The 23,719-nt window shown below is 30.2% G+C and carries 15 protein-coding genes; 14 read left to right on the top strand and 1 reads right to left on the bottom strand.

Annotation, left to right across the window (positions count from 1 at the left end):
- The first annotated feature begins 119 nt into the window (after window positions 1-119).
- The 4 genes from KHQ81_12300 (at window position 120) to pulA (ending at window position 9,407) form a co-directional block, all read left to right on the top strand.
- Window positions 120-1,817, top strand: a complete 1,698-nt coding sequence (locus tag KHQ81_12300) for an alpha-glucosidase (GenBank protein QVK17620.1) — start codon at window positions 120-122, stop codon at window positions 1,815-1,817.
- A gap of 12 nt (window positions 1,818-1,829) precedes the next feature.
- Window positions 1,830-3,953: an alpha-amylase gene (locus KHQ81_12295; protein ID QVK17619.1), complete on the top strand. Its 2,124-nt coding sequence runs from the start codon at window positions 1,830-1,832 to the stop codon at window positions 3,951-3,953.
- A 126-nt stretch (window positions 3,954-4,079) separates the two neighbouring features.
- On the top strand, window positions 4,080-6,482 hold the full coding sequence (locus KHQ81_12290; protein ID QVK19633.1) for a glycogen/starch/alpha-glucan phosphorylase: 2,403 nt from the start codon (window positions 4,080-4,082) through the stop codon (window positions 6,480-6,482).
- Window positions 6,483-6,626: 144 nt separating this feature from the next.
- Window positions 6,627-9,407, top strand: a complete 2,781-nt coding sequence (pulA, locus tag KHQ81_12285) for a type I pullulanase (protein ID QVK17618.1) — start codon at window positions 6,627-6,629, stop codon at window positions 9,405-9,407.
- Between the two features lie 62 nt (window positions 9,408-9,469).
- On the opposite strand, the gene KHQ81_12280 is transcribed toward pulA, so the two are convergent.
- The gene (locus tag KHQ81_12280; protein QVK17617.1) at window positions 9,470-11,323 is read right to left on the bottom strand and encodes a glycoside hydrolase family 13 protein; all 1,854 of its coding nucleotides are present in this window, start codon (window positions 11,321-11,323) and stop codon (window positions 9,470-9,472) included.
- Window positions 11,324-11,525: 202 nt separating this feature from the next.
- Between KHQ81_12280 and KHQ81_12275 the strand changes: the two genes are divergently transcribed.
- From KHQ81_12275 to KHQ81_12230, 10 genes are all read left to right on the top strand, one after another.
- A complete protein-coding gene (locus KHQ81_12275) occupies window positions 11,526-13,043 on the top strand; it encodes an alpha-amylase (GenBank protein ID QVK17616.1) in 1,518 nt (505 codons plus the stop codon).
- Between the two features lie 109 nt (window positions 13,044-13,152).
- Window positions 13,153-13,938, top strand: a complete 786-nt coding sequence (locus KHQ81_12270; GenBank protein QVK17615.1) for a DUF1189 family protein — start codon at window positions 13,153-13,155, stop codon at window positions 13,936-13,938.
- Window positions 13,939-14,023: 85 nt separating this feature from the next.
- A complete protein-coding gene (locus KHQ81_12265; protein ID QVK17614.1) occupies window positions 14,024-15,544 on the top strand; it encodes a DUF5011 domain-containing protein in 1,521 nt (506 codons plus the stop codon).
- 16 nt (window positions 15,545-15,560) lie between these two features.
- Window positions 15,561-17,006, top strand: a complete 1,446-nt coding sequence (locus KHQ81_12260; protein QVK17613.1) for an extracellular solute-binding protein — start codon at window positions 15,561-15,563, stop codon at window positions 17,004-17,006.
- Window positions 17,007-17,069: 63 nt separating this feature from the next.
- Window positions 17,070-18,509, top strand: coding sequence for a sugar ABC transporter permease (locus tag KHQ81_12255; GenBank protein ID QVK17612.1), 1,440 nt, complete (start codon window positions 17,070-17,072; stop codon window positions 18,507-18,509).
- Window positions 18,510-18,945: 436 nt separating this feature from the next.
- Complete coding sequence (locus tag KHQ81_12250; protein ID QVK19632.1) at window positions 18,946-19,719, top strand: sugar ABC transporter permease; 774 nt, start codon at window positions 18,946-18,948, stop codon at window positions 19,717-19,719.
- Window positions 19,720-20,054: 335 nt separating this feature from the next.
- The gene (locus tag KHQ81_12245) at window positions 20,055-21,023 is read left to right on the top strand and encodes a LacI family DNA-binding transcriptional regulator (GenBank protein ID QVK17611.1); all 969 of its coding nucleotides are present in this window, start codon (window positions 20,055-20,057) and stop codon (window positions 21,021-21,023) included.
- Window positions 21,024-21,186: 163 nt separating this feature from the next.
- Window positions 21,187-21,696: a GNAT family N-acetyltransferase gene (locus KHQ81_12240; protein ID QVK19631.1), complete on the top strand. Its 510-nt coding sequence runs from the start codon at window positions 21,187-21,189 to the stop codon at window positions 21,694-21,696.
- A 41-nt stretch (window positions 21,697-21,737) separates the two neighbouring features.
- A complete protein-coding gene (locus tag KHQ81_12235; GenBank protein QVK17610.1) occupies window positions 21,738-22,562 on the top strand; it encodes an endonuclease VIII in 825 nt (274 codons plus the stop codon).
- A gap of 317 nt (window positions 22,563-22,879) precedes the next feature.
- Window positions 22,880-23,701 (top strand): GNAT family N-acetyltransferase, encoded by an 822-nt coding sequence (locus KHQ81_12230; GenBank protein ID QVK17609.1) that lies wholly within the window; start codon window positions 22,880-22,882, stop codon window positions 23,699-23,701.
- Window positions 23,702-23,719 lie beyond the last annotated feature (18 nt).

Genomic DNA, 23,719 nt, shown 5'->3' with positions numbered 1-23,719 from the left:
GACTTTTTTTTTACTTAAATAAAAATCAGTAATCGATTACATATCATAACTCTTTGACTTTACGATTTCATTATAATAAGATGAAAAATGTAATAAATTGTAATTTTGGAAGTGATAAAATGTATGGAAAATGGTGGCAAGAAGCTATAATTTATCAAATATATCCTAGAAGTTTTAAAGATAGTAACAACGATGGAATAGGCGATATAAAAGGAATAATTGAAAAGCTCGATTATTTAAAAGAATTAGGGGTAACAGCGATCTGGGTCTGTCCATTTTATGAATCACCTATGGATGACCAAGGCTATGATGTCAGTGATTTTTATAAAATATCCAAAGATTATGGAACATTAGAGGACATAGAAAAATTAATTAAACAACTACACAAAAGAGATATGAAACTAATTATTGATTTAGTTTTAAATCATACATCTGATGAACATCCTTGGTTTATTGAATCAAGAAAAACAAAAGATAATCCTTATCGTGATTATTATATCTGGCAAAAAGGAAAAAAAGGATGTCCACCGACCAATTGGGAATCATTCTTTAGTGGGTCTGTCTGGGAATATGATGAAACGACAAGTGAATATTATATGCATATCTTTAGTAAAAAAATGCCTGATTTAAATTGGAATCATCCTGATATGCGTAAAGATATGTATAAAATGATGCGTTGGTGGTTAGATCAAGGTGTGGATGGATTCAGAGTTGATGCAGTTGCTCATTTAGATAAAAATGACCAATTTCCTAATCATTCCGTTCCTGAGGGACGTCTTTATTCCCCTTGTTATGAAGAATTTTCCAATCGACCTAAAGTACATAAACATATCCAAGAAATGGTTGAAGAGGTCTTGTCAGATTATGATGTGATGACAGTTGGAGAAGCTGGTGGCGCTAGTACAGATGATACGTTAAAGTATTGTGCTTATGATAGAAATGAATTTAATATGATCATCTCATTTGATCATTGTTGGGTTGATGTAGATCCAAGTTCTGCCACTTATCTTCCTAGTAAATGGACTTATAAATCACTTTATTTACCTGATTTAAAGAAATCATTAGCGAAGTATCAAATGAATCTATATGGTAAGGCATGGAATACAATTTTTTGGAGCAATCATGACCAACCACGAGTACTCTCACATTATGGAAATGATTCAAAAGAATTTCATAAAAAGTCTGCGAAAATGTTAGCTACCGTATTGTATTTTATGGGGGGAACGCCCTTTATTTATCAAGGTGAAGAAATTGGAATGACAAATGTTGATTACACAGATATTAATGATTATCGAGATGTTGAGATATTCACTTTATATAAAGAAACCCTATTAAATCATATCTCTACAAAAGAAGATATATTAAATAGAATTCATAAGCGTTCACGTGACAATGCAAGAACCCCTATGCAATGGGATAATAGTGAACATGCTGGATTTAGTAAAAATGAACCATGGATGAAGGTTAATCCAAACTATGTAGATATAAATGTATTAGATAACCTATCTGATAAAGATTCAATATTTTATTATTATCAAAAGATACTTAAAATAAGACAGAGTTCTAAAGCACTCATATATGGTGACTTTAAACTCTATCTTGAAGAGGATGAAAATATATTTTTATACACCCGTTCTTACAAGGAAGATAAATACATTATTTTAGCTAACTTCTTTGACAAAACCATTGAGGTTGTTATTCCGGATGAAATTAGTTTCGAAAAAGTAAAAATAGTGATTAGTAATGATATTGAAAAACCTTTAAGAAGAAATATGACTTTAAATCCATATGAAGCAATTGTATATCATACGAGTTAACGAAGGAGATAGATGATGACGTATTTAAAAAATGGACAATCAACAAATAAATTAATTGAACTAATGAATCGATTAAAAGAGAAAAGAACTTCCCCTATATTAGACTATACGATTCCTGATTTATGGAACGTATGGAACTATTCTGGTAAAGAAATGGTTAGGTCTGATAGTGGTGAATTAACCGTCAATCCTTATAATTTTTACTATGAAGTAATAAATTCTTATATTATACCAAAAAAGGTTGAAAGTTATGATTATTCAAAACCATTTCATCAAATGAAAAATAAGGTATTATCAAATAAAACGGATTATTTAGGAGGAGATTGGATAAAGAAAAGTGTTGTTTATTCAATGATGATTCGTACCTCAACAGCATGGGATCATGATAGAAGTGGTGATTTAGAAAGTGAAAATAAATTTGGGTTAAAGGATACTGGAACTTTTGTGAAAACTTTAGCGCTTCTTCCATTACTAAAAAAAATGGGTGTTGATGTTGTTTATATGTTACCCATCTTTAAATCTTCAACTAAAAATAAAAAAGGCGAGTTAGGTTCACCTTATGGTGTATCTAATTATTATGAATTAGATCCTAATCTAAAAGATCCAATGACTGGTTCCAACTTCTCAATAATAGATGAATTTCAAGCCTTTGTAGAGGCATGTCATATATTAGATATGAAAGTCATGATTGATATTATCCCAAGAACAAACGCTATTGAAAATGAGTTAATGATTGACCATCCTGAATGGTTTTATTGGATTAAAAGTAGTGAATATAATAATTATTCTTCACCAAAGATTGATTCAATAGAGAATACTGCCTCTCCTGAGCCAAAATTAATTAGTGAGATTTATCAATCAGAAAGGGTTTGGAATCATATAAGAAAATTTTCATATGATCCTAAAACTATTAACCCTGATAAATATCAAAGGTTATTGGATGAATATAAAGAGAATCCTAATATTTGTTTTTCAGACTTAATTAAACGTGAGTATGAAATACAAATTGCCCCAGCTTTTTCAGATCATATTAATGATTCTCAACCACCATGGTCGGATATTACCTTTTTTAGAATGTATGAAGACCACCCAACTTTATCTCAAAAAGAATTAAATAAATATCTAAAAGATAAGGAAGAAATTCCACCTTACATCTTATTTGATACAATTAAAAATAATCTTTATCAAGGAAATAAACCAAATAAAGCATTGTGGGAGATGTTATCAGGGATTATTCCTTTTTACCAAAATCATTTTGGGATTGATGGTGCTAGAATCGATATGGGACATGCACTTTCAAGTGATTTATTGAATTTAATTATCTCTAAAGCACGAGAAATTGATCCGCATTTTTGTTTTATCGCTGAAGAATTAAATCATGGAAATGCTAGTAAAGCGAGAGAATTAGGTTATAACATGATTATTGGTTCTGGTTTTTGGCATGAACCTCGTTTTAAAGAACGACATTTACATCGATTTATGGAACAAACCCATAAACTTGCTTGCCCAATTTTCGCTTGTGGTGAAACCCACGATACCCCCCGTTTATCAGCGCGACCAGGCGGACAAAACTTATCAAATATGTTAACGCTTTTAAATATGTTTGTACCGAATGCTGTTCCTTTTATCAATTCTGGACAAGAAATATTTGAAGTACAACCAATGAATACCGGAATAGATGCTCGGGAAAACGAACAGTATCAACTGGAAATTAATGACCCTTACTATGGAAAACTAGCCTTATTTGATAAATACGCTTTTCATTATTTAAATAATAATAGATGGGTTATACCTAAACAATTAGAACGTATTTCAAAAATTAGAAAACAATATCTATCTACAATCACAGATATCAATCAATATGAACCAACCATTTTTGAAGATAAAGCAATCGATTGTATTGGTTTTTCCTATGTTGATAAACAAGTTAAAGAGAATGTTTTAATGATAATAGCTAATACAAATCCAACGAATGAAACAGAGGCTACAGTAGTATTAGACAAATTAAGTAATAGGGCTTTAACACCAGAAGTTCTGTTTTCACAATTTGAACTAAGTGAAGAATCTATAGGGTTTAAAAACGATCATCTAAACTTGATCTTAAAACCTGGTGAAGTTATCATACTTAAGTTATAAAGGATAAATTTAACATTTTTAATAAGGTTTCTGAAACATGTAAACGATAACAATCTATTATTAAAAATTTTTGATGTTATAATTAGGGACGAAAAATAGTTATCGAGGTGAATTATGATAGTTAATATCTTTAGTGACAAAAAAACATTTACTGAAGCCTATACAAAACGTGTAGAGTATGTATATGGAAAAAGATTTAATGAGACCACAGATCAACAAAAGTATGTTGTGTTAGCAATGATGGTAAAAGATTATATTAGTCAAAATTGGATTGAAACAAATGAAGTCATCAAAAAACAACAACTAAAACAAGTATATTATTTCTCAATGGAATTTTTAATGGGAAGATTATTAACCAATAATTTAATGAATCTTGGATTGTATTCCATTGTTGATGAATCGTTAAAAAGTTTAGGATTAGACATAAATGATATAGAAAGTAAGGAAAGTGATATTGGATTAGGAAATGGTGGTTTAGGAAGATTAGCAGCCTGTTTTCTAGATTCAATCGCATCCTTGTCCTATCCAGGCCATGGTAATTGTATACGATATAAATCTGGTTTCTTTCAACAAAAATTTATAAATGGTAACCAAGTAGAATTACCTGATCATTGGTTAGAAGATGATTTTGTGTGGGAAGTTCGTAAAGAGAATGAATCGGTAATGGTTCCTTTCTATGGTGTTATAAATAGAACAGAAACTGATGAAATAAGCCATGATGAAGCAACTTATGTAAAAGCAGTTCCTTATGATGTGCCAATCGTTGGTCATAATACCAAAACAGTAAATTCATTAACGATTTGGTCAGCTGAACCAGGTAATGAGTATCCTGAAGGTGTAGATGTTTATGAATATGAGCATAGTGTTCGTAAAATATCAGAGTGTTTATACCCTGATGATTCAACAGATGAAGGAAAAGTTTTAAGATTAAAACAACAATATTTCTTTGTCTGTGCAGGACTACGCCGTATTATCAATAAACATAAAGAAATGTATCATACATTAGATAATTTCCATGAAAAAGTAACCTTACATATTAATGATACGCATCCAACATTACTTATCCCTGAGTTAATGCGAGTATTAATGGATGAAGAAAATATGACATGGGAAAAAGCTTGGCAGATTACTAATAATACTTGTGCTTACACCAATCATACGATTATGGCTGAGGCATCAGAAAAATGGCCAATTCGTTTATTCCAACCTTTATTACCACGAATTTATGAAATTATTACTGTTATTAATAATAATTTTAATCAAGATTTAATCAATAAATATGGTGTTGACCATCCTAAAGTAAATTCATTGGCGATTATAAATAATAAACTAATCTATATGGCTCATCTTTGTATCGTAGGTTCTTTTAGCGTGAATGGGGTTGCAGCACTTCATACTAAATTACTAAAAGAAGTAGAAATGAAAGACTTTAATGAAGTATATCCAAATAAATTTAATAATAAAACAAATGGGATAACGCATAGACGTTGGGCGTATCATTGTAATCCACAACTAACAGAATTTTTAAATAAATATGTTGGAAAAGAATGGATTAATGATATAAATCGCTTAAAACAATTAAATGAATTAGTTAATGATGTGGAAGTTAAAAAAGCTTTCTTTGAAGTAAAACAAGCCCGTAAAAAGATTTTAGCTGATTATATTCAACAAAATGAAGGAATTAAATTAGACATCAATTCTATTTTTGATATTCAAGTGAAGAGACTACATGAGTATAAACGTCAACTGATGAATGCCCTACATATCATGTATTTATACAATAAGTTAAAAGAAGATAAAGAATTCTATCAATCATTCTATCCGCAAACCTTTATATTTGGGGCAAAAGCTGCTGGTAGTTATCATATAGCGAAAAAAGTGATTAAGTTAATTAATACAATCGCAGATATGGTAAATAATGATTTAGACGTCAATGAAAAGTTAAAAGTTGTATTTGTGGAAAACTATAATGTATCTTATGCTGAACTCTTATTCCCTGCAGCGAATATTTCTGAACAAATATCAACAGCTTCTAAGGAAGCATCAGGAACAGGTAACATGAAATTCATGATGAATGGTGCCCTAACACTTGGAACTTTAGATGGTGCTAATATAGAAATTGTTGACTTAGCGGGAATAGAAAATGCATTTATTTTTGGATTAACTGCTGAAGAAGTTAATAGTTATTATCAAAATAAGAACTATCGTTCAAGAGATATTTATGAAAACGATCCAGAGATTAAACGACTATTAGATCAATTAGTTAATGGTTTCTTTAAGGATGTAAATATAGATGAATTTAAAGATATTTATGATAACTTATTAGACCAAGGTGATCACTTCTTTGTTTTAAAAGATTTTAAAGCTTATGTCAAAGCACAACAAAAAGCGAATACTACCTATAAGAATCAAGATGATTGGCTTGAGATGGTACTTAAAAATATCGCAAACTCATCATTTTTCTCAAGTGATCGCACGATTACACAATATGCAGATGAAATTTGGAACTTAGATAAAATGAATTTTTAAATAGCTCTCTCTTCTCATAAATTGTACGAGTATAAGCTCGTACAATTTTTCAAAGGTAAAATGATATCGGTTACAATTGTAATTTTGAGTAAAACCAATATAAAATAATCTATTTTTTGATAGAATAGCGTTAAGGAGGTAAGCATGAAAAAAATAGTTACTTTATTTATATTAATGATCACTCTAACATTTACTGTACTTTTTGGAAATAAAATCATAGTAAATGCAGCCGATGACTTGAAAATAATCGTTCACTACCATCGTTTTGATAATAATTATCAAAATTGGGACTTATGGATATGGCAAAATCAACCAACACCAAAAGATGGTAAAGAATTTGAATTCACAAGTGAAGATGAATTTGGAAAGGTTGCAGAAATTAGTATATCTGAGATAGCAGACTATGATGCACTCAATCCATCAACGAAAGTTGGATTTATAATCCGTGAAGGCTCATGGGATGCAGGACGAGAACCAGGTGGAGATCGTTTTATCGATTTATCCAATCCTGATGAAAATAACGAAGTTCATGTGTACATCATCACAAATGATGAAACAGTTTATACAGATCGGGCTTCAGCTGATGTTTCTCCACAATTTTCTTCTGCTTCATTTTCTTCATTTACTACCATTAACTTTACCACAACAGAAGCAGTTATAAATTCACTTCAATTTCAAGAATCAATTTATGTATTAGAAAATGGTTTAGAAATGGATATTACCAATGTAAAGATAAACGCAGATAATAAAAGTGGAAGTTTAACATTAAAAGATACGATTTCTTTTGAAAATGATTATCTAATTGGTTCATGTAATTTTTCTAAAGATTTGTTGATTGTTAAATCAAAATTATTTGATAGTGATGATTTTTCTAATAGATATGTTTATGATGGTGATGATTTAGGTGCAATATATACACAAAATGCCACAAAGTTTAAGGTATGGGCACCGACAGCATCAAAAGTAGAAGTCGTTTTATATGATACAGGTGATTATCGTAATGGACTCATTACAGATACATTTGAACCTACTGATTTAAAAGATGTTTTAGAGATGAATCGTTCTGAAAAAGGAACTTGGTCTCTTAAGGTTAATGAAGATTTAAATGGTGTGTATTATACTTATAAAGTCACTTTTGGGACAAGATCAGTAGAAGCCGTCGACCCATATGCCAAAGCAGTTGGTGTCAATGGGCATAGGGGAATGGTTGTTGACCTTGAAGGGACTAACCCAGAACGATGGTTAGAAGATAAACCAGAATTTATAAATTATAATGATGCAATTATTTATGAATTACATATAAGAGACTTATCTATTCATAGTAGTAGTAATATTCAGAATAAAGGAAAATACTTAGGACTCATTGAATCAGGTACCAAGTATAAATCTACTAAAACAGGTCTTGATCACTTAAAAGACTTAGGGATAACCCATTTACATCTTTTACCAAGCTTTGATCATCGATCTATTGATGAAACTAATTTAGACACACCACAGTTTAACTGGGGATATGATCCATTAAACTTTAATGTACCAGAAGGTTCTTATTCATCTGACCCAACATTAGGTGAAGTAAGAGTCAATGAATTTAAACAAATGGTTCAAGGATTACATGATAATGATATTCGAGTGGTTATGGATGTTGTTTATAACCATTTAGGTGATGCCGCTTCATCTAGTTTTGAAAAGATTGTTCCAGGTTATTATTTCCGTTATGATAATAACGGTGGTTATACGAATGGTTCAGGAGTTGGCAATGAAACAGCATCAGATCGTGAGATGTTCCGTAAATTTATGATTGATTCTTTGAAATATTGGGCTACAGAATATAATATAGATGGCTTTAGATTTGATTTAATGGCAGTACATGATATCGAAACGATGAATTTAATTCGTGAAGCATTAAATGAAATTGACCCAACGATTTTAATTTATGGAGAAGGGTGGACAGGCGGTAGTACACCACTTCCTGAGAGTGAGCAGGCATTAAGAACAAATGTATCAAAAATGCCAGGAATCGCTGTATTTAATGATATTACTCGTGATGGAACTAAGGGGTCAGTATGGTCAGATACTGATAAGGGATTTATTCAAGGTTCCGGTCATGTTCAGGATGTCATGTTTGGTATAGTGGGTGGTATTGAGCATCCTGATACGAATAAATATTGGGCTTTAAGTCCTAATCAAATTGTTAACTATGTTGAAGCACATGATAATCTCACTCTATGGAATAAATTGGCTTTATCAGCCCCTGATGTCTCTGAAAATGCTCGAATAAATATGGATAAACAAGCAGCAGCAATTGTTTTGACAAGTCAAGGGATTCCATTCTTACATGCTGGTCAAGATTTCTTAAGATCTAAAGTATCTGGCGGTACCTTTGAACATAATAGTTATAATGCTCCTGATAAAGTAAACCAACTTAGATGGGATTATAAAGATGAAAATTATCAAGTATATGACTATTATAAAGGGTTAATCAATTTAAGAAAGAATCATCCTGCTTTTAAAATGGGTAATGCTGAAGAAATAAACGAGAAATTAAGATTTTTTGATACAGGTGTAGACCAAGTCATTGGATATACTATTAATGGGGCAAAAGGAGAAGTGTGGGATAAGATTGTTATATTATTCAATGGAAATACTTCTGGAAAACGTTATGTCAATTTACCTGAAGAGGGTACTTATAATATTGTCGTTGACCTAGCAAGAGCGGGAACAGAAACGATAAGAACAATATCTGGTAGTGGAATTGAACTTCGCGCTAACGAATCGATTGTTATGTATATGACAGATGATGCAACAACACCTGACATAACAGACGAAAAGACGGATATATCAAAAATTATGATTGGTGTATCAATTGGTGTGATTTTACTAGCAGGTGCAGGTGTATCCTATATCTATTTTAAAAAGAAAAGTTAAGTGTTAATATATAAGAAGTCAAAAAACTCCTCAAAGATTTGAGGAGTTTTTAATATCGTAAATTATTGATTTAAAATTTTTAGAATTAAGAAACCATAATTGTCTACTTTAATCGGATTGTTTATCGTTTTTGTGGTATCTGAATATAGGTCAACACATTTTTTACCAATAAGTTCATCAATTGCTAGCGTGGTTGTTGAGTCCTCATTATTAATGATGACATATATTGTTTCTTCTGTAGATTCTTTTTTATAAACGATTTGATTATTATCACTGTTAACATCTAACCAGGTTAAATCAACTTCTCGTAAGGCAGGATGTGTTTTTCGGAGTTGAATTAATTTTTGGAGGTGTTTAAACATATCTAAATCTTGTTTGTTTTCACCCCATATCATACAACGACGATTATCTGGGTCATGTCCACCAGCTAAACTAATTTCACCACCATAATAAATACTTGGAGTTCCACCAAATGTTTGTTGGAAAACATAAGCTAATTTAACTTTTTCTTTATTTCCTTGGCAAATAGTTAAGATTCTTGTTGAATCATGACTATCTAGTAAATTAAATAAGTAGGCTCCAACATGTTTAGGATAAGTAGTTAATAATCGATTGATATCATTTTTGAAATTTTCACTGCTTCCATTATTCGCACCAAAGAAGTTCCATACAGAAAATAAAAAATCATAATTCATCACAGATTGCATTTGATCTGGTTGAATCCAAGGATTTGATTCATCCCAATTTTCCCCAACGATGAAAAAGTCTTTCTTTTCATTGTCACATGCTTTTCTAAAGTCACGCCAAAATGAGTGATCAACCTCATTTGAGACATCTAATCTCCAGGCATCAATATCACATTCTTTAATCCAGTAGGTTGCAGCCTGTAATAAATAGTCTTTTAATGCTTCATTTTCAGTATTCCATTTTGGCATTAATGGAGTAAAGGCAAAGGTATCATAGTTTAATGGATTTTTTTCTTCATCAAATTTAAAATCTCTAGGATTTCCTTCGAATAAAGGGAATTTTTTTATGTGGAAATAATCTTTATATGGAGAATTCTCACCATTTTCTAATACATCTTGGAAAAAAGGATGATTCCAACCACAATGATTGAATACAGCATCTAACATGACCTTTATTCCTCGTTTGTGTGCTTCTTTAACTAATCGTTTCATTGTATCAAGATTTCCAAATTGAGGATCAATTTGAAAATAATCTTCTGTGTCATATTTATGCGTAGAAGGCGATTTGAATATTGGAGTGAAATAGATTCCTGTTGCACCTAATTCTTGAATATAGTCTAATTTATCTATTACACCCTCTAAATCTCCGCCAAAAAACATTTCATTACGTACTTTTTCAATGCTTCCCCACTCTAAAGTATTTGCCGGGTCATTATCTTTATTTCCATTATTAAAACGTTCAGGGAAGATTTGATACCATATGGTTTCTTTAGCCCAAGCAGGTGCTTTAAATATATCTATAGGATTAATAAAAGGGAAATTAAAGTAATTAAAAAGATCCTTTTCTTTTTCTGGATAGATTGTTAGATCTTCAATTGACTTAGCACCATATAATAATTTTTCATTATCTTTTTCTAGAATAAAGCAGTATTTAGTACGTCTATATTTAGGCTTAATAGGAATAAACCAAAAATCATGCAAGTGAGTAGAATATTCTTTTTTCATTAATAATTCTTTATTATTCTCATTTTTCCATTCATAAGCATTTGTGTCATCACTATTATTTTTATCCTTTTTAGGTCCCCAATTAAATGGGTCTCCATAAATAATTTTAACATTATCAAGGTCATTTTTTGCTGTTCTTAAACGAATATGAACGGTTTCTTTGTCATAGGCATAGGCAAACTTACTTTTACCTTCATGATAAATTGCTGCTAGATTAATTGTCATATCATTTGCTCCTTTCAAGACGAATTATAGATTAAGATTAAGTTACTGTCAATTAAAAATAGGTATGTAAAAGGATACATATTTTATTTTATGATTCTTTCGGTATATTTATTGGATTCAAATATGAAATTGCTTACATATTAATTTATGAAATTGTTTATGTTATGATAGGTATGAAAAAAATAATAATTGAGGTGTATATATGAAAAAGATTTTTAGTTTTATGTTGATAATGATATCAGTTCTTATGATGACCTCTTGTAAAAAGGACAGGGTATCAGATATAGATTTACAAGGTACAAAAACAGGCGTTTATTATGAATTGTTTGTAAGATCTTTTGCTGATAGTGATGGGGATAAAATAGGTGATTTAAACGGTGTTATCAGTAAATTAGATTATCTAAAAGAACTAGGGATTGAGGGAATTTGGTTAATGCCAATATTTGAATCAGATAGTTATCATGGCTATGATGTAAAAAACTATTTAAAGATTAATGAAGAATATGGTACGTTGCTAGACTTTCTCAATTTATTAGATGAAGCAAAAGAAAGAGACATTAAAATTATTCTCGATATTCCATTTAATCATACCAGTAAGGATCATGAATGGTTTCAAAAATCAATTGAAGTTGATAGTAAATACCATAATTACTATACATGGATCGATGAAAATGATGAAAGATATGGAAAATTGGGAGCATGGAATCAAAATATTTGGCATGCTAATTTAACAAATAATTTATATTATGCTGGGTATTTTTCAAATGAAATGCCAGATTTAAATATGGAAAATCCTAAAGTTCGTGAAGAAATAAAATCAATTGCTAATTATTGGTTGAGTATTGGTGTTGATGGATTCCGTTTAGATGCTGTTTTACATCAATATGGGATTAATGAATATCCAAGTAATATTAAACCACTTGCTAAAAATATGATGTGGTGGAAAGAATTTAAAGATTCTTTAACTGAAAATTATCCTGATGCCTATTTAGTAGGTGAAGCTTGGACAGATTATGTACTAATGTCCCCTTTCTATTATGGATTAGATTCAAACTTTAATTTTGATATCAGTGATTTAATTATTAATAGCTTATATTCTTACAATTCAAATTATGCTAAAACCATCATCAGACAACATGAAAGTTTTAGTGAGTATAATAAAGATTTTATAGATGCACCATTCTTATCCAATCATGATGGTAATAATAAAGAACCTAAAGCAAGAATTGCTTCACTTTTAGATGGTAATGAAAGTAGAATGAGACTAGCTGCAGAAATGCTGTTAACATTACCAGGAAATCCATTTATTTATTATGGAGAAGAAATTGGGATGGAAGGTGAGCGTTATGGTGCTCCAGATTATGATAAACCACTAAGAACCCCGATGTTATGGTCAAAAGATGAGGGGAATCTAAATGCTACATGGTATACAAATAACAATTTTAATCAAACAGTAAAACCTGTTGATGAGCAATTACAAGATCCACATTCTTTATTAAATCACTATAAAACATTAATTAATTTAAGAAGTTCTTCACTAGCATTACATGATGGTTCTATGCATTTTTATAGTGTGGGTAAACGGAATTTTCAATCATTTGTGCGCTTGTTTGATAATCCAAAAAGAAAAGATGCCGTGTTAGTTGTCCACAATGTTAATAATGAAGAATTAGATTTGACATTTAAAAATAGTGAAAAATTAGGGATATTATATCAATAAATCGGAAATGATTACAAGAATACAGGAAAAATTAGTCCACGTTCAACAATTATTTATCAAATTCCTAAAAAACTAATCAAAGATTATGTGAAAGAGTAGGTGTTAACGCATGGGATTAATCAAAGGATTTATAAATAGTTTTACATTATCAGGTATCTATAAAAATAGAAAGGCTGGGTTATTAAAAGCCTTTCTACATTTAAGTCTCTTTACTATCCTTATCTATTTCCCACTAAGTTGGAATTGGTTAAATAAAGATACCCTAGATTACGATAATTATGGAATTACTTTTGTTACAGCCCCCCCTGAATGGTTGAGTAACGATTTACCTGAATGTTATTTTGAAAACCAAGTGTTTTTTTGTGATGAACCAACAGATGCTTTATCATATGCTGGTTATGAAATCTTGTTTTTAAATGAAACACCCACAAGTGATAAATATATCCTTTTTCTTAAGGATCATTTTGTTGTGGTGAATAATACTAAATTAACCTTTACATATAGTGGATTTGATGATTTTAGTTTCAAAGATCTCAATGAGATGAATAATCCTACAGATGCAGCGAAAAAAATAGCGGATTCAATTTTTGTTAGTGTAAAAGATAATCTATTCTTTTTTGGGATATTGGGACTTTATGTTGTATTTATATTAATGAATTTCATTTATCTATTCTTATTAGCGCTTATTAGTATGTCATTTAAATTTAGATCACATCGATTCCCTAATTTCAAAGAAGTAATTACGATGTATATGTATGCAGTAACTTATCCTAGCATGTTAGCGTTATTCTTTACTCTTATAAGCAAATCTTATGCTTTTACGCCACTATTAATGAATTTTTTAACACCATTAATTATGTATGTTATGTACCGGAAAAATATTTTAAAAAGTTGAAACTGGTTACACATGTCTATTTGATTGAAAACGCATTCTTCGATTGATATAATGAAGTCATCATAGGAATAGAGGAGGAACAAAAATGAAAATTAAAAAACTATCATATTTAATTATGTCATTTGTTTTTGCATATTTATTAATGATTAATGTGACAGTTCAGGCAGAAGATTCAGCCACAACATGTGATGCTAGTTCTGCTACACTAGTCGATGTAACAGTTCATTATCTTAGATGGGATGATGAATACGAATATACAGACATGTTATTACACACTTGGGGTACTGGAACAAATGGAAGTACTGATGGAGTTCCAGTAACAGAAGGTCCATTTGGTGGAACGGCAACAATAAAAGTGAATCCATGTGATGCCGATGATCAAATTGGTTTAATTCCACATCCTGCTGCAGGTTGGGACTATAAAGATGGAATTGATTCTGATAATACAGATGGAATAGATAATAAATTTATTGATGTTACTAAAATAAAAGATGGAACTTTAACTGATTTAACAGTTTATGTTTTCCAAGGTTCAAATGAAGTTTATCAAGAAGAAAACGTAAATGTAGATGATTCAGGAAAATTATTTGTTGTATACTATAGACCAGCAGGCGATTATGCTGAATGGGACATTTGGTCATGGGGAAGTAATATTGATAAAGATGATGTTGCCTTTTCATATAATCTTGGTTTAGATGGTGGAATAGATCCAAATATCTTCAAGATAGCTGTATTTAATATTGATGCTGCTTCAGCTGATGAAATTGGATTTATCATTAGAAAACCAGATTGGTCTGCTAAAGATGATGCTTGGATAAGCGATGTTAATGAAGAGTACGTAGATGAAAATGGAAATACCTATAAAACAAATGGAGATAGATTAATTAATGTTTCTGATATCAAAGGTTCAGGACATAAAGTCTTATTTATATCACAAGGTGAAGCTGAATTCTTAACTGATTATGAATTGTTTGTAGCAAATGCATTCAAATTTGAAATAGAAGAAGCAGCGTTTGAAAAAATTAACTCATTAACAGTTAAGTTTAATCAAGATGTAAGTTATGACCCAACAACAGGTCCAGATGTAACAAAATATTCTATTAAAGATGAAGATGGAAATGAATTAAAAATAAATCAAATTGGTTATGATTCAAAATCAACAAGTGCTGCTGAATTTAAATTTTTAGTAGAGAATATTGATATTACAAAAACATATACCATTTCATATATACATCAAGGGAAATTAGGAGATGAAACTGTTTCAAAAGGAATTGTTATTCCTGATACTGAAGCGCCTATCATTCAAATAGATGAAAATGATAAAGAGATTCATGTAAAACAAGGTGCTAAAACGATTGATAAACCTGAAGTTAAAGCATTAGATAATGGTGTAATCATCCAAACAATAAAAGCAGAAGGTATTGTTAATACAGCAAAACCTGGTGAATATACTGTTACTTACTATGCAGAAGATGACTTTGGTAATGTATCAACTGCGACAATTACAGTAGTTGTTGAAAGTAATGTTCTAGTTTACTGGCCATTTGCACTAATTGTAGTTGCATTATTAGCTGGTGCTGGTGTTTACTTCGTTAAAAAGAAATAGAAGAGGAGGGAAAAATATGAAAAAAATAACAAGTTTATTTTGTCTAATGTTTTTAGCAATTGCACTTAATGGATGTACTTTACTAGGTACTGAAATCGATTTTTCCTTAGAAAACAAAACAGTGATAACATTTTGGGCTGATGATGAGGAGTGGGCAGACGCTTTAATTGATGCTTTTGAAGAGCAAAACCCAGATATTATTGTAAAGTTTAATAAAGTTGGTTCAGTAGATGTAAGACAAAAAATGGAATTAGCAGGACCTGCAGGATTAGGTGCAGATGTATTTGTAATGCCTCATGATCATATCGGTGCTGCATTAGAAAAAGGATTATTATTACCAGTTGGTGGTAAATATAAAGAAAATATTCAAAATAGAATAATTGAGTCTGCTGTTAATACAGTATCTGTATGTTATGATATAGCAGGATTAGAACAAGAAGCATGTAATGCAGAAGAATCAAATAAATATACATTTGCTTTCCCTATCTCTGGAGAATCACTAGCAGTATTCTATAATAAAGATTTATTGCTTGAGCATACTGGTTCTGAAGTACCAGCAGCAACATTTGAAGAGATATTTGAAAAAGCTGCAACTTACAATGACTACGATACAGTAGATGAAGATGGAAATCCTAAATTATGGTTTGGTGCTGATGTTGGTAATGCTTATGATATGCACTGGTTATCTACAGCACATGGATTTAAGTTATTTGGTGATAATCATTTAGATCCAACTCAACCAAACTTTAATTCACCTGAGATGATTGCTGCTTTAACAAAAGCAAGAGAAATTAGAACAAATTATCTTAATAAAGACTCAGGTACACTTAATGGTGATTGGGTTAAAGGATTATTTGAAGCAGGGAAATTAGCTTATACGATTGATGGTCCATGGAGTATTAGTCGATATAAAGATAGTGACATTAATTTTGGTGTTATGAAATTCCCTACACTTAATGTAAATGGTAAAGATGAACAACCTTATACATTCTCTGGTGTACAAGTAGCTGCTGTTTATCGTGGGGCACCTGCTGAAAGACAAAAAGCGGCTTTAAAATTTGCTGAATTTATGATTTCTGATGAAGGAATGTCTATTATGTATGAAGAAACTGGTAAACTTCCAACATTGAAAAACACTGAAAACATTAAATATGTGATTAAAGATGAAAATGGAGATCCAGTATTAAAAGACGGAAAAGAGCAAATTGTATCATTAGATGACGATCCTTATTTAACAGGTGTCGTAGATCAATTAGAATTTTCTGAACCAATGCCTATTATTACACAAATGGGATTCTTCTGGACAGTTGCAGGACCTATGTATAGTGATGCTTGGAATGGAACTACAGAAGAAGATGGTAAAGTCTTAGATTATACAAATAAATCAGCTGATGAATTAGCAAGAAAAGTTGCAGAATTAACACTAAAAGGATATAACGATTTATTAAATCTTTCTGAATAAACTACTTCATGGTCATGCGAATACATGACCATGATTTTATCCATTTTGACAGAGGTGAGCAATATGAAGTTTATTAAATCAATCGTTAATTTTTTTAGATTAATTTTCACTAATATAACAGATTCTTTAAAAGGTCTAGCTTCAGCAATTGTGTGGGGTTCTGGACAATTATTAAATAAAGAATTTGGAAAAGCTTTATTTTTCTTTTCATTTCAATTTATCGCAGTGATGATAGAGTTATTAACCGGTAAATACTTTAAAGGTGGCGTGACACATTTAAGAGATTCAGGATTCTTCTTGCGCGGCTTGTGGGGATTAACTACATTAGGAGAACGTGTGACTGGACTAGAAGAGATTTCTGTACCACCCTTTTTTCTTGAAGTTAAGGGTGATGTATCAGACACTTTAATGTTAGAAGGATTAATTTCTACAATCGTGTTATTACTTTTCCTAATTATCTTAATATGGTCAGTAAAAGATGCTTTTGTTAGCTCATATAATTATAAAAAAACAGGTGTGAGATTATCAAGTAAAGATTACTTTAAAAAAGTATGGAGAAATGGATTCCCTTATATCATTTTAACACCATCTTTGATATTAGTTTTACTGATATCAATAATGCCGATTTTATTTGGTTTTATTGTAGCCTTTACGAATTATAATAAACAAAATCTCCCACCAGATTCACTTGTTCAATGGGTTGGGTTGAAGAATTTTATCAATATATTTGGATTTGGTAGTGGAACAATTAACTTTAGTGTAGCCTTTAAAAAGGTATTCACTTGGACAATTGTTTGGACGATTATATCTTCAGCCACTTGTTTCTTTGGTGGATTTATTCAAGCTTTAATCATTAACAATAAAAGAGTAAGATTTACTGTCTTTTGGAGAACATTATTAATTATTCCATGGGCAATTCCAGGGATGGTAAGTTTATTAATATTTAAAATGATGTTCCATGAATATGGATTTATGAATAACTTTTTACTTGAATCAGGAATTATTGTTGAACGTTTAAGATGGTTAGAAGATATCATGCGTCCTAATTTAGCTAGAGGAACGGTAATTCTGATTAATATATGGTTGGGGTATCCATACTTTATGGCATTATTAACTGGGGTTATGACAAGTATAAATAAAGAACTATATGAAGCAGCAGATATTGATGGCGCAAATAGTAAACAGAAATTCTTCCATATTACATTTCCATTAGTTTTATATATGACTGCTCCTCTATTAATAATGACAGTCGCAACTAATTTTAATAATTTTGGCGTTATCTATTTCTTAACAGGTGGAGGTCCTGGTGGATCACCAGGAGCTGCATATGCAGGAAGTACTGATTTATTAATAACATGGATATATAAATTAACAGTAGATCCTAATATTCGTATGTATAATATGGCATCTGTGTTTTCAATAATCATATTCTTAATTATTGGAACGGTTTCAACTTGGAACTTTACACGAACCAAAGCATTTAAAGAGGAGGATATGATATAAGATGATGACGAACTTTCCTCTCAACTACCTAACGCTATTATCTTTTAATGAAAGATTCAATATGTTTATAACGCATCTTGGATTTATTATTCTAGTACTACTAATCATAACCGCTTTTATTGTTTCATTATCATCAGCTCTTGAGATTTTTGATGAAAAGATGGTTGGTAAACTTAAAAAGTTACAGTATTTATTTTTACCGATGATTGGTGTAGGTGTTATACTTATTTTATTATTTTTGATAGTTAAGACGTTTGATAGTAATACATTCTATACTCTACTTATTATTGGTTTAATAGGACTATTAATTTATAACGTGATTATATCTAATCGTATAAAAAATAATTCAAATAAAAGTACTCAAATGATTTACAAAAGTATCTATAAACCGAAAGAGATATTTATCAAATTTCTTCTGTATGGAGAAATTGTTTGTATGGTAACCATCGTACTTGTACCAGTTATCTATATTGTCGGTTCAGCACTTAATCCTAAATACGGGATTTCAGCAAACCTTTTCCCTAGTAAAATATCATTTGATAATTTTAAAACATTATTTGAAGATACAAACTATATAAAATGGTATTGGACAACATTTAAAATTGCCTTTTTAACAATGATAACATCAGTATTTGTATCAACATTAACAGCATACATTTTCTCAAGATATAAGTTTAAAGGTAAAAAGTGGGGTCTAATTACTTTACTTGTATTACAAATGTTCCCATCATTTATGGGATTAATCGCATTATTTACACTTTATAAGCAATTTGGATTAATCGACCATCCACTTGCGTTAGTATTAATTTATGCAGCAGGACAGATTCCATTTAATACTTGGTTAATAAAAGGTTATTTCTCAGGTATTTCTAAATCACTCGATGAATCAGCTCGAATAGATGGGGCTAATGGTTTTCAAATATTCTTCAAAATTTTATTCCCTCTTGCCGTTCCTATATTAACTTTTGTAGCTGTTACACAATTTATGGCTCCATGGATGGATTATATTTTAGCGAGTTATTTATTAATTAATGATGAAAATTACACTTTAGCTGTTGGACTTTATAACTTTGTAAATAGTAAAGATGCTCAAAACTACACAATGTTTGCGGCCGGTTCATTATTAATCGCAGTCCCAATTGGTACTTTATATGTTTCTTTACAACGTTACTTAATTGAAGGTATTACGGCTGGTGCTAATAAAGGGTAATTTACTTATTATGGATTTTTAGAAAGGTATATTTGAATAAAATATACCTTTTATTCTTTGTGGGAATATTTAACTAGTTAAATGCATAATAGACAATTTTACAAAGAATTTGAATCAAGATTTGCTTTTCTTTACAACCCCTAAGTATTCATATATAATATATATGATAATAATTTTAAGTGATATTTTATATAATAAAAATTATATATTGTTGCTTAATATGAATTAGTTATCATAGTAAAAATATATATTTATAAAACAACCTATTTTATTAATGAAATAATTAATAGGAGGTGAATCCCGTTACAAAATAATATATATATGTAACGGTATTTATGGCAAATATTAAAAATGTAGCTAAGAAAGCCAACGTATCAGTAGCAACAGTATCTAGGGTCATTAATAATAAAGGATATGTTAATGAGGAAACAAGAAAATTAGTTGAAGACGCTATTAAGGAATTGAATTATATACCAAATGAATTTGCTCGTTCATTATTTAAGAAAGTGTCAAAAACAATTGGTGTTATTTTTCCTCATTTAAGTAATTCATTTTATTATAATGTGTTAGAAGGAATAGAAGAAATCGCATTTGAAAATGGGTACAAAGTGATGATATGTAATACTCATGAGGACGCTGAAAGGGAAAATGAGTATATAAAACAGTTTGTAAAATATAATATTGATGGAATAATTGTTGCCTCTAACAGTGATTTACTTTCAAGGTATAAAGAACTTGAAATTCCACTTGTTACTATTGATCGAATCATTGATGATTCAGTTCCTTCTGTTACAAGTGATAACGTTAATGGAGGTTATCAGGCTGCCCAGAAGTTAATAAGTAACGGATGCAAACATCTTGTTCATTTTCGTGGTCCAAGTATTCTTTTAATGGTCCAAGAGCGTAGTAAAGGTTTTCAAAAGTGTTTAAAAGAAAATACATTATCTTGTGATACAGTAGATTTAGCTTTTATCGATCCTGAAATGATTTTAATTAGACAATATCTAGAAAGCCATCCCAATATAGATGGTATATTTTGTGATAGTGATATAATAGCTGCTAATGTAATCGCTGAATTAGTTAGATTAAATAAAAAAGTACCTGATGATATTCAAGTCATAGGATTTGATAATACCCTATTAGCTAAATCAATGACTCCAAAATTAACCACCATTTCTCAAAAAATGTTTGAAATTGGTAGGGAAGCGATTAAATCTTTAAATTGTTTAATCGAAAAGGAAGAACTTACAAATAAACATAAATTAATTCCTGTTGAATTAATTGAACGGGATACTACTAAATGATATAAATTAAAAATAAAGAACTGTTAATGTGTAATAACAGTTCTTTATTTTTTATTATAGATCCATATGAATACATGTAACTTAATTCTTATATGGAAATATTTAGTAATTATTATGAAAAAATGATATAATACAGTAAATAGTAGGATTTATAGGGGGATCAATTTTGAATAATAGAATTTATACAAATAGATTGATATTAGTTCCATTAACATATGATATGGTCGTTTCACTTTTGAATGGAGAATGTAAAGCAATTGAAAAATTAGGTTTTAAGTTAAATGGTAAATGGCCTAGAAAAGATACAATCGATATATTAGAGATACTTGAGAGAACAATGAAAAAATCTTATGAACCATCAGGATATGATGTTTGGATGATTGTAAGAAGTGATAATAAGGTAATTATAGGAGATATAGGATTTAAGGGTGAGCCAAATGAAAGAGGAGAGATTGAAATAGGATATGGTATTGTTTCTGATGAGAGAAATAAGGGATTTGGATTTGAAGCTACAAATGCTTTAATTAAGTGGGCATTAACCCAGGAGGATGTAAAAAAAGTTAAAGCAGATTGTTTAGTTAAAAACTTCGGATCAATTAGAATATTAGAGAAAATAGGTATGAAAGAAATAAGTAGAGATGACGAATTGATATATTGGGAGATTGTTAAATAAAGGTTATTACTAAATTTAGATAGTTTGAAGGGAGATATAAAATGATTGAAATACCAGAAGCAATTGTATTATCAGAACAAATTAATGAAACACTTAAGGGAAAAATAGTAAAAGATGTAATCGCCAATCAATCACCACATAAATTCGCATGGTTCTATGGCGATCCTAGTGATTATAATGATCGGTTAATAGGTAATACTGTTATTGGTTCAAATGCTGTAGCGGGATTTGTGGAAATCAGGTTTAGCTCTGCGAAGCTAATATTTTGTGATGGGATACGAATGAGATATCTGTTAGAAGATGAGAAATTACCTAAAAAGCGTCAGCTATTAATTAAATTTGAAGATAACTCTGTTTTAGTGGCAACTGTTCAAATGTATGGAGGATTGTGGTGTGTAGAAAATGAATTTGATAATCCTTATTACCTTAACGCTAAAAAGAGGCCTTCTCCATTATCTAAAGATTTTGATTTGAAGTATTTTAAGGATATTGTATTGAATGACAAACTTCAGAATAAAGCAGTAAAGCCTGTTCTTGCTACAGAACAAAGGATACCAGGATTAGGGAATGGTGTATTACAGGATATATTGTATCGTGCCAAAATTCATCCAAAAAGAAAGATGAACACATTATCTGAAGATTCAATTGAATTATTGTATGAATCAATTAAATCAACTCTATATGAAATGGTTCTAAAAAGTGGAAGAAATACTGAAAAAGACTTGTTTGGTGACTTAGGTGGATATGTTACTAAATTAAGTAAAAATACAGTCACTCAACCATGCGAAATTTGTGGAAGCCCAATACAAAAGAAATCCTATATGGGTGGAAGTATTTATTATTGTGAAAAATGTCAAGTTGAATAAAGGAACTACTATTTGAAACAACATTAACAGAACAACAGAGATTAATTTAATAAATATAGGGAATTTAGAAAATTAAATTGTGTTGACAAAAATTACCTAGTAATATATAATTAATTTAAATTTGAAATGAAAGTGAGGGTGGATAAAATGGCAATCAATAAAAGAAAAAAACTGATAAGTTCAGATTGTGCTTTGTCTGCCAACAGTTTTTATTGATTTACTGTTTGTGCTATAAAGGTCTCTGATTTATCGGAGACTTTTTTTATTTTGTTTGTCAACTAATAAAAGATAATTACAAGAAATGAGGTTGATAACGATTGTATGAGTTTAAGGAAAGTACATTGAGGCAAAATCAAGATTATTTTAAACAGTATGTAGAGATGTTAGGGGTTGGTATTGACAGTTTTCAAGAAGAACACATTTTAAAATCAAGGGTTTTTTCTATATATGTGAGGGGAATATATCAAGGTTATTTTGCGTTTTGTGAAAATGTTTTTGAAATTAAAGATTTTACTGTATTAACCCAATTTGTTTTAGATCAGAAAGCATTAATGCATTCTCAATTAATATTTAAGAAAATCCTTGAGGAATATAAAATTATAAGTTCTTTTGTATCATCAGCTGATGAAGTTTTTTTATCATTATCTATGGATTTTCATAAATCAGTAACCATGCAAGCATATATGTTCATTGATGGTCAAGTTGCTGTCCGTAACCCAGAATTCCCAAAAAATTATATAGTTCCTGCTAAAGAAGAAGATTTTCCACTGATTCAGCGTTTATCTAAAAATTATTTTGACTTTCTATTGGCACCAGAGAAAAAAGGTAAGTTTCAATTATTCATTTTAGAAAAGAATCGTACAATTCTTGGCTTTGGTTTGCTTGAAGATGGGGAGATAATGAATAAAACTAAATCTCTTGGTATTTACACAATAGAGGAACACCGTAAAAAGGGGGTTGGTAGGAGTATAATGATGTATCTGAAAGATTTATGTTATGAACAGGGATATTACCCTTTAACTGGATGTAACTGGTATAATGAAAATTCAAAGAATACTTTGGAAAGTGCAGGATTTATATCAAAAAGCCGCCTTTATAAAGTTGAATTCACTGATGAGTTACAATGGGTGTCTATATAGTTATAGATTAATAGTCAC

This window comes from Mycoplasmatota bacterium (assembly GCA_018394295.1).
Lineage (GTDB): Bacteria > Bacillota_I > Bacilli_A > Haloplasmatales > Haloplasmataceae > JAENYC01.
Note: the sequence above shows the minus strand (reverse complement) of the source record. Positions and strands in the feature narration are given on the sequence as shown.

Coding starts and splice junctions, on each gene's coding strand:
- KHQ81_12300 (QVK17620.1), top strand. CDS start 120: ATGTATGGAAAATGGTGGCAAGAAGCTATAATTTATCAAATATATCCT.
- KHQ81_12295 (QVK17619.1), top strand. CDS start 1,830: ATGATGACGTATTTAAAAAATGGACAATCAACAAATAAATTAATTGAA.
- pulA (QVK17618.1), top strand. CDS start 6,627: ATGAAAAAAATAGTTACTTTATTTATATTAATGATCACTCTAACATTT.
- KHQ81_12280 (QVK17617.1), bottom strand. CDS start 11,323: ATGACAATTAATCTAGCAGCAATTTATCATGAAGGTAAAAGTAAGTTT.
- KHQ81_12275 (QVK17616.1), top strand. CDS start 11,526: ATGAAAAAGATTTTTAGTTTTATGTTGATAATGATATCAGTTCTTATG.
- KHQ81_12270 (QVK17615.1), top strand. CDS start 13,153: ATGGGATTAATCAAAGGATTTATAAATAGTTTTACATTATCAGGTATC.
- KHQ81_12265 (QVK17614.1), top strand. CDS start 14,024: ATGAAAATTAAAAAACTATCATATTTAATTATGTCATTTGTTTTTGCA.
- KHQ81_12260 (QVK17613.1), top strand. CDS start 15,561: ATGAAAAAAATAACAAGTTTATTTTGTCTAATGTTTTTAGCAATTGCA.
- KHQ81_12255 (QVK17612.1), top strand. CDS start 17,070: ATGAAGTTTATTAAATCAATCGTTAATTTTTTTAGATTAATTTTCACT.
- KHQ81_12250 (QVK19632.1), top strand. CDS start 18,946: ATGGTAACCATCGTACTTGTACCAGTTATCTATATTGTCGGTTCAGCA.
- KHQ81_12245 (QVK17611.1), top strand. CDS start 20,055: ATGGCAAATATTAAAAATGTAGCTAAGAAAGCCAACGTATCAGTAGCA.
- KHQ81_12235 (QVK17610.1), top strand. CDS start 21,738: ATGATTGAAATACCAGAAGCAATTGTATTATCAGAACAAATTAATGAA.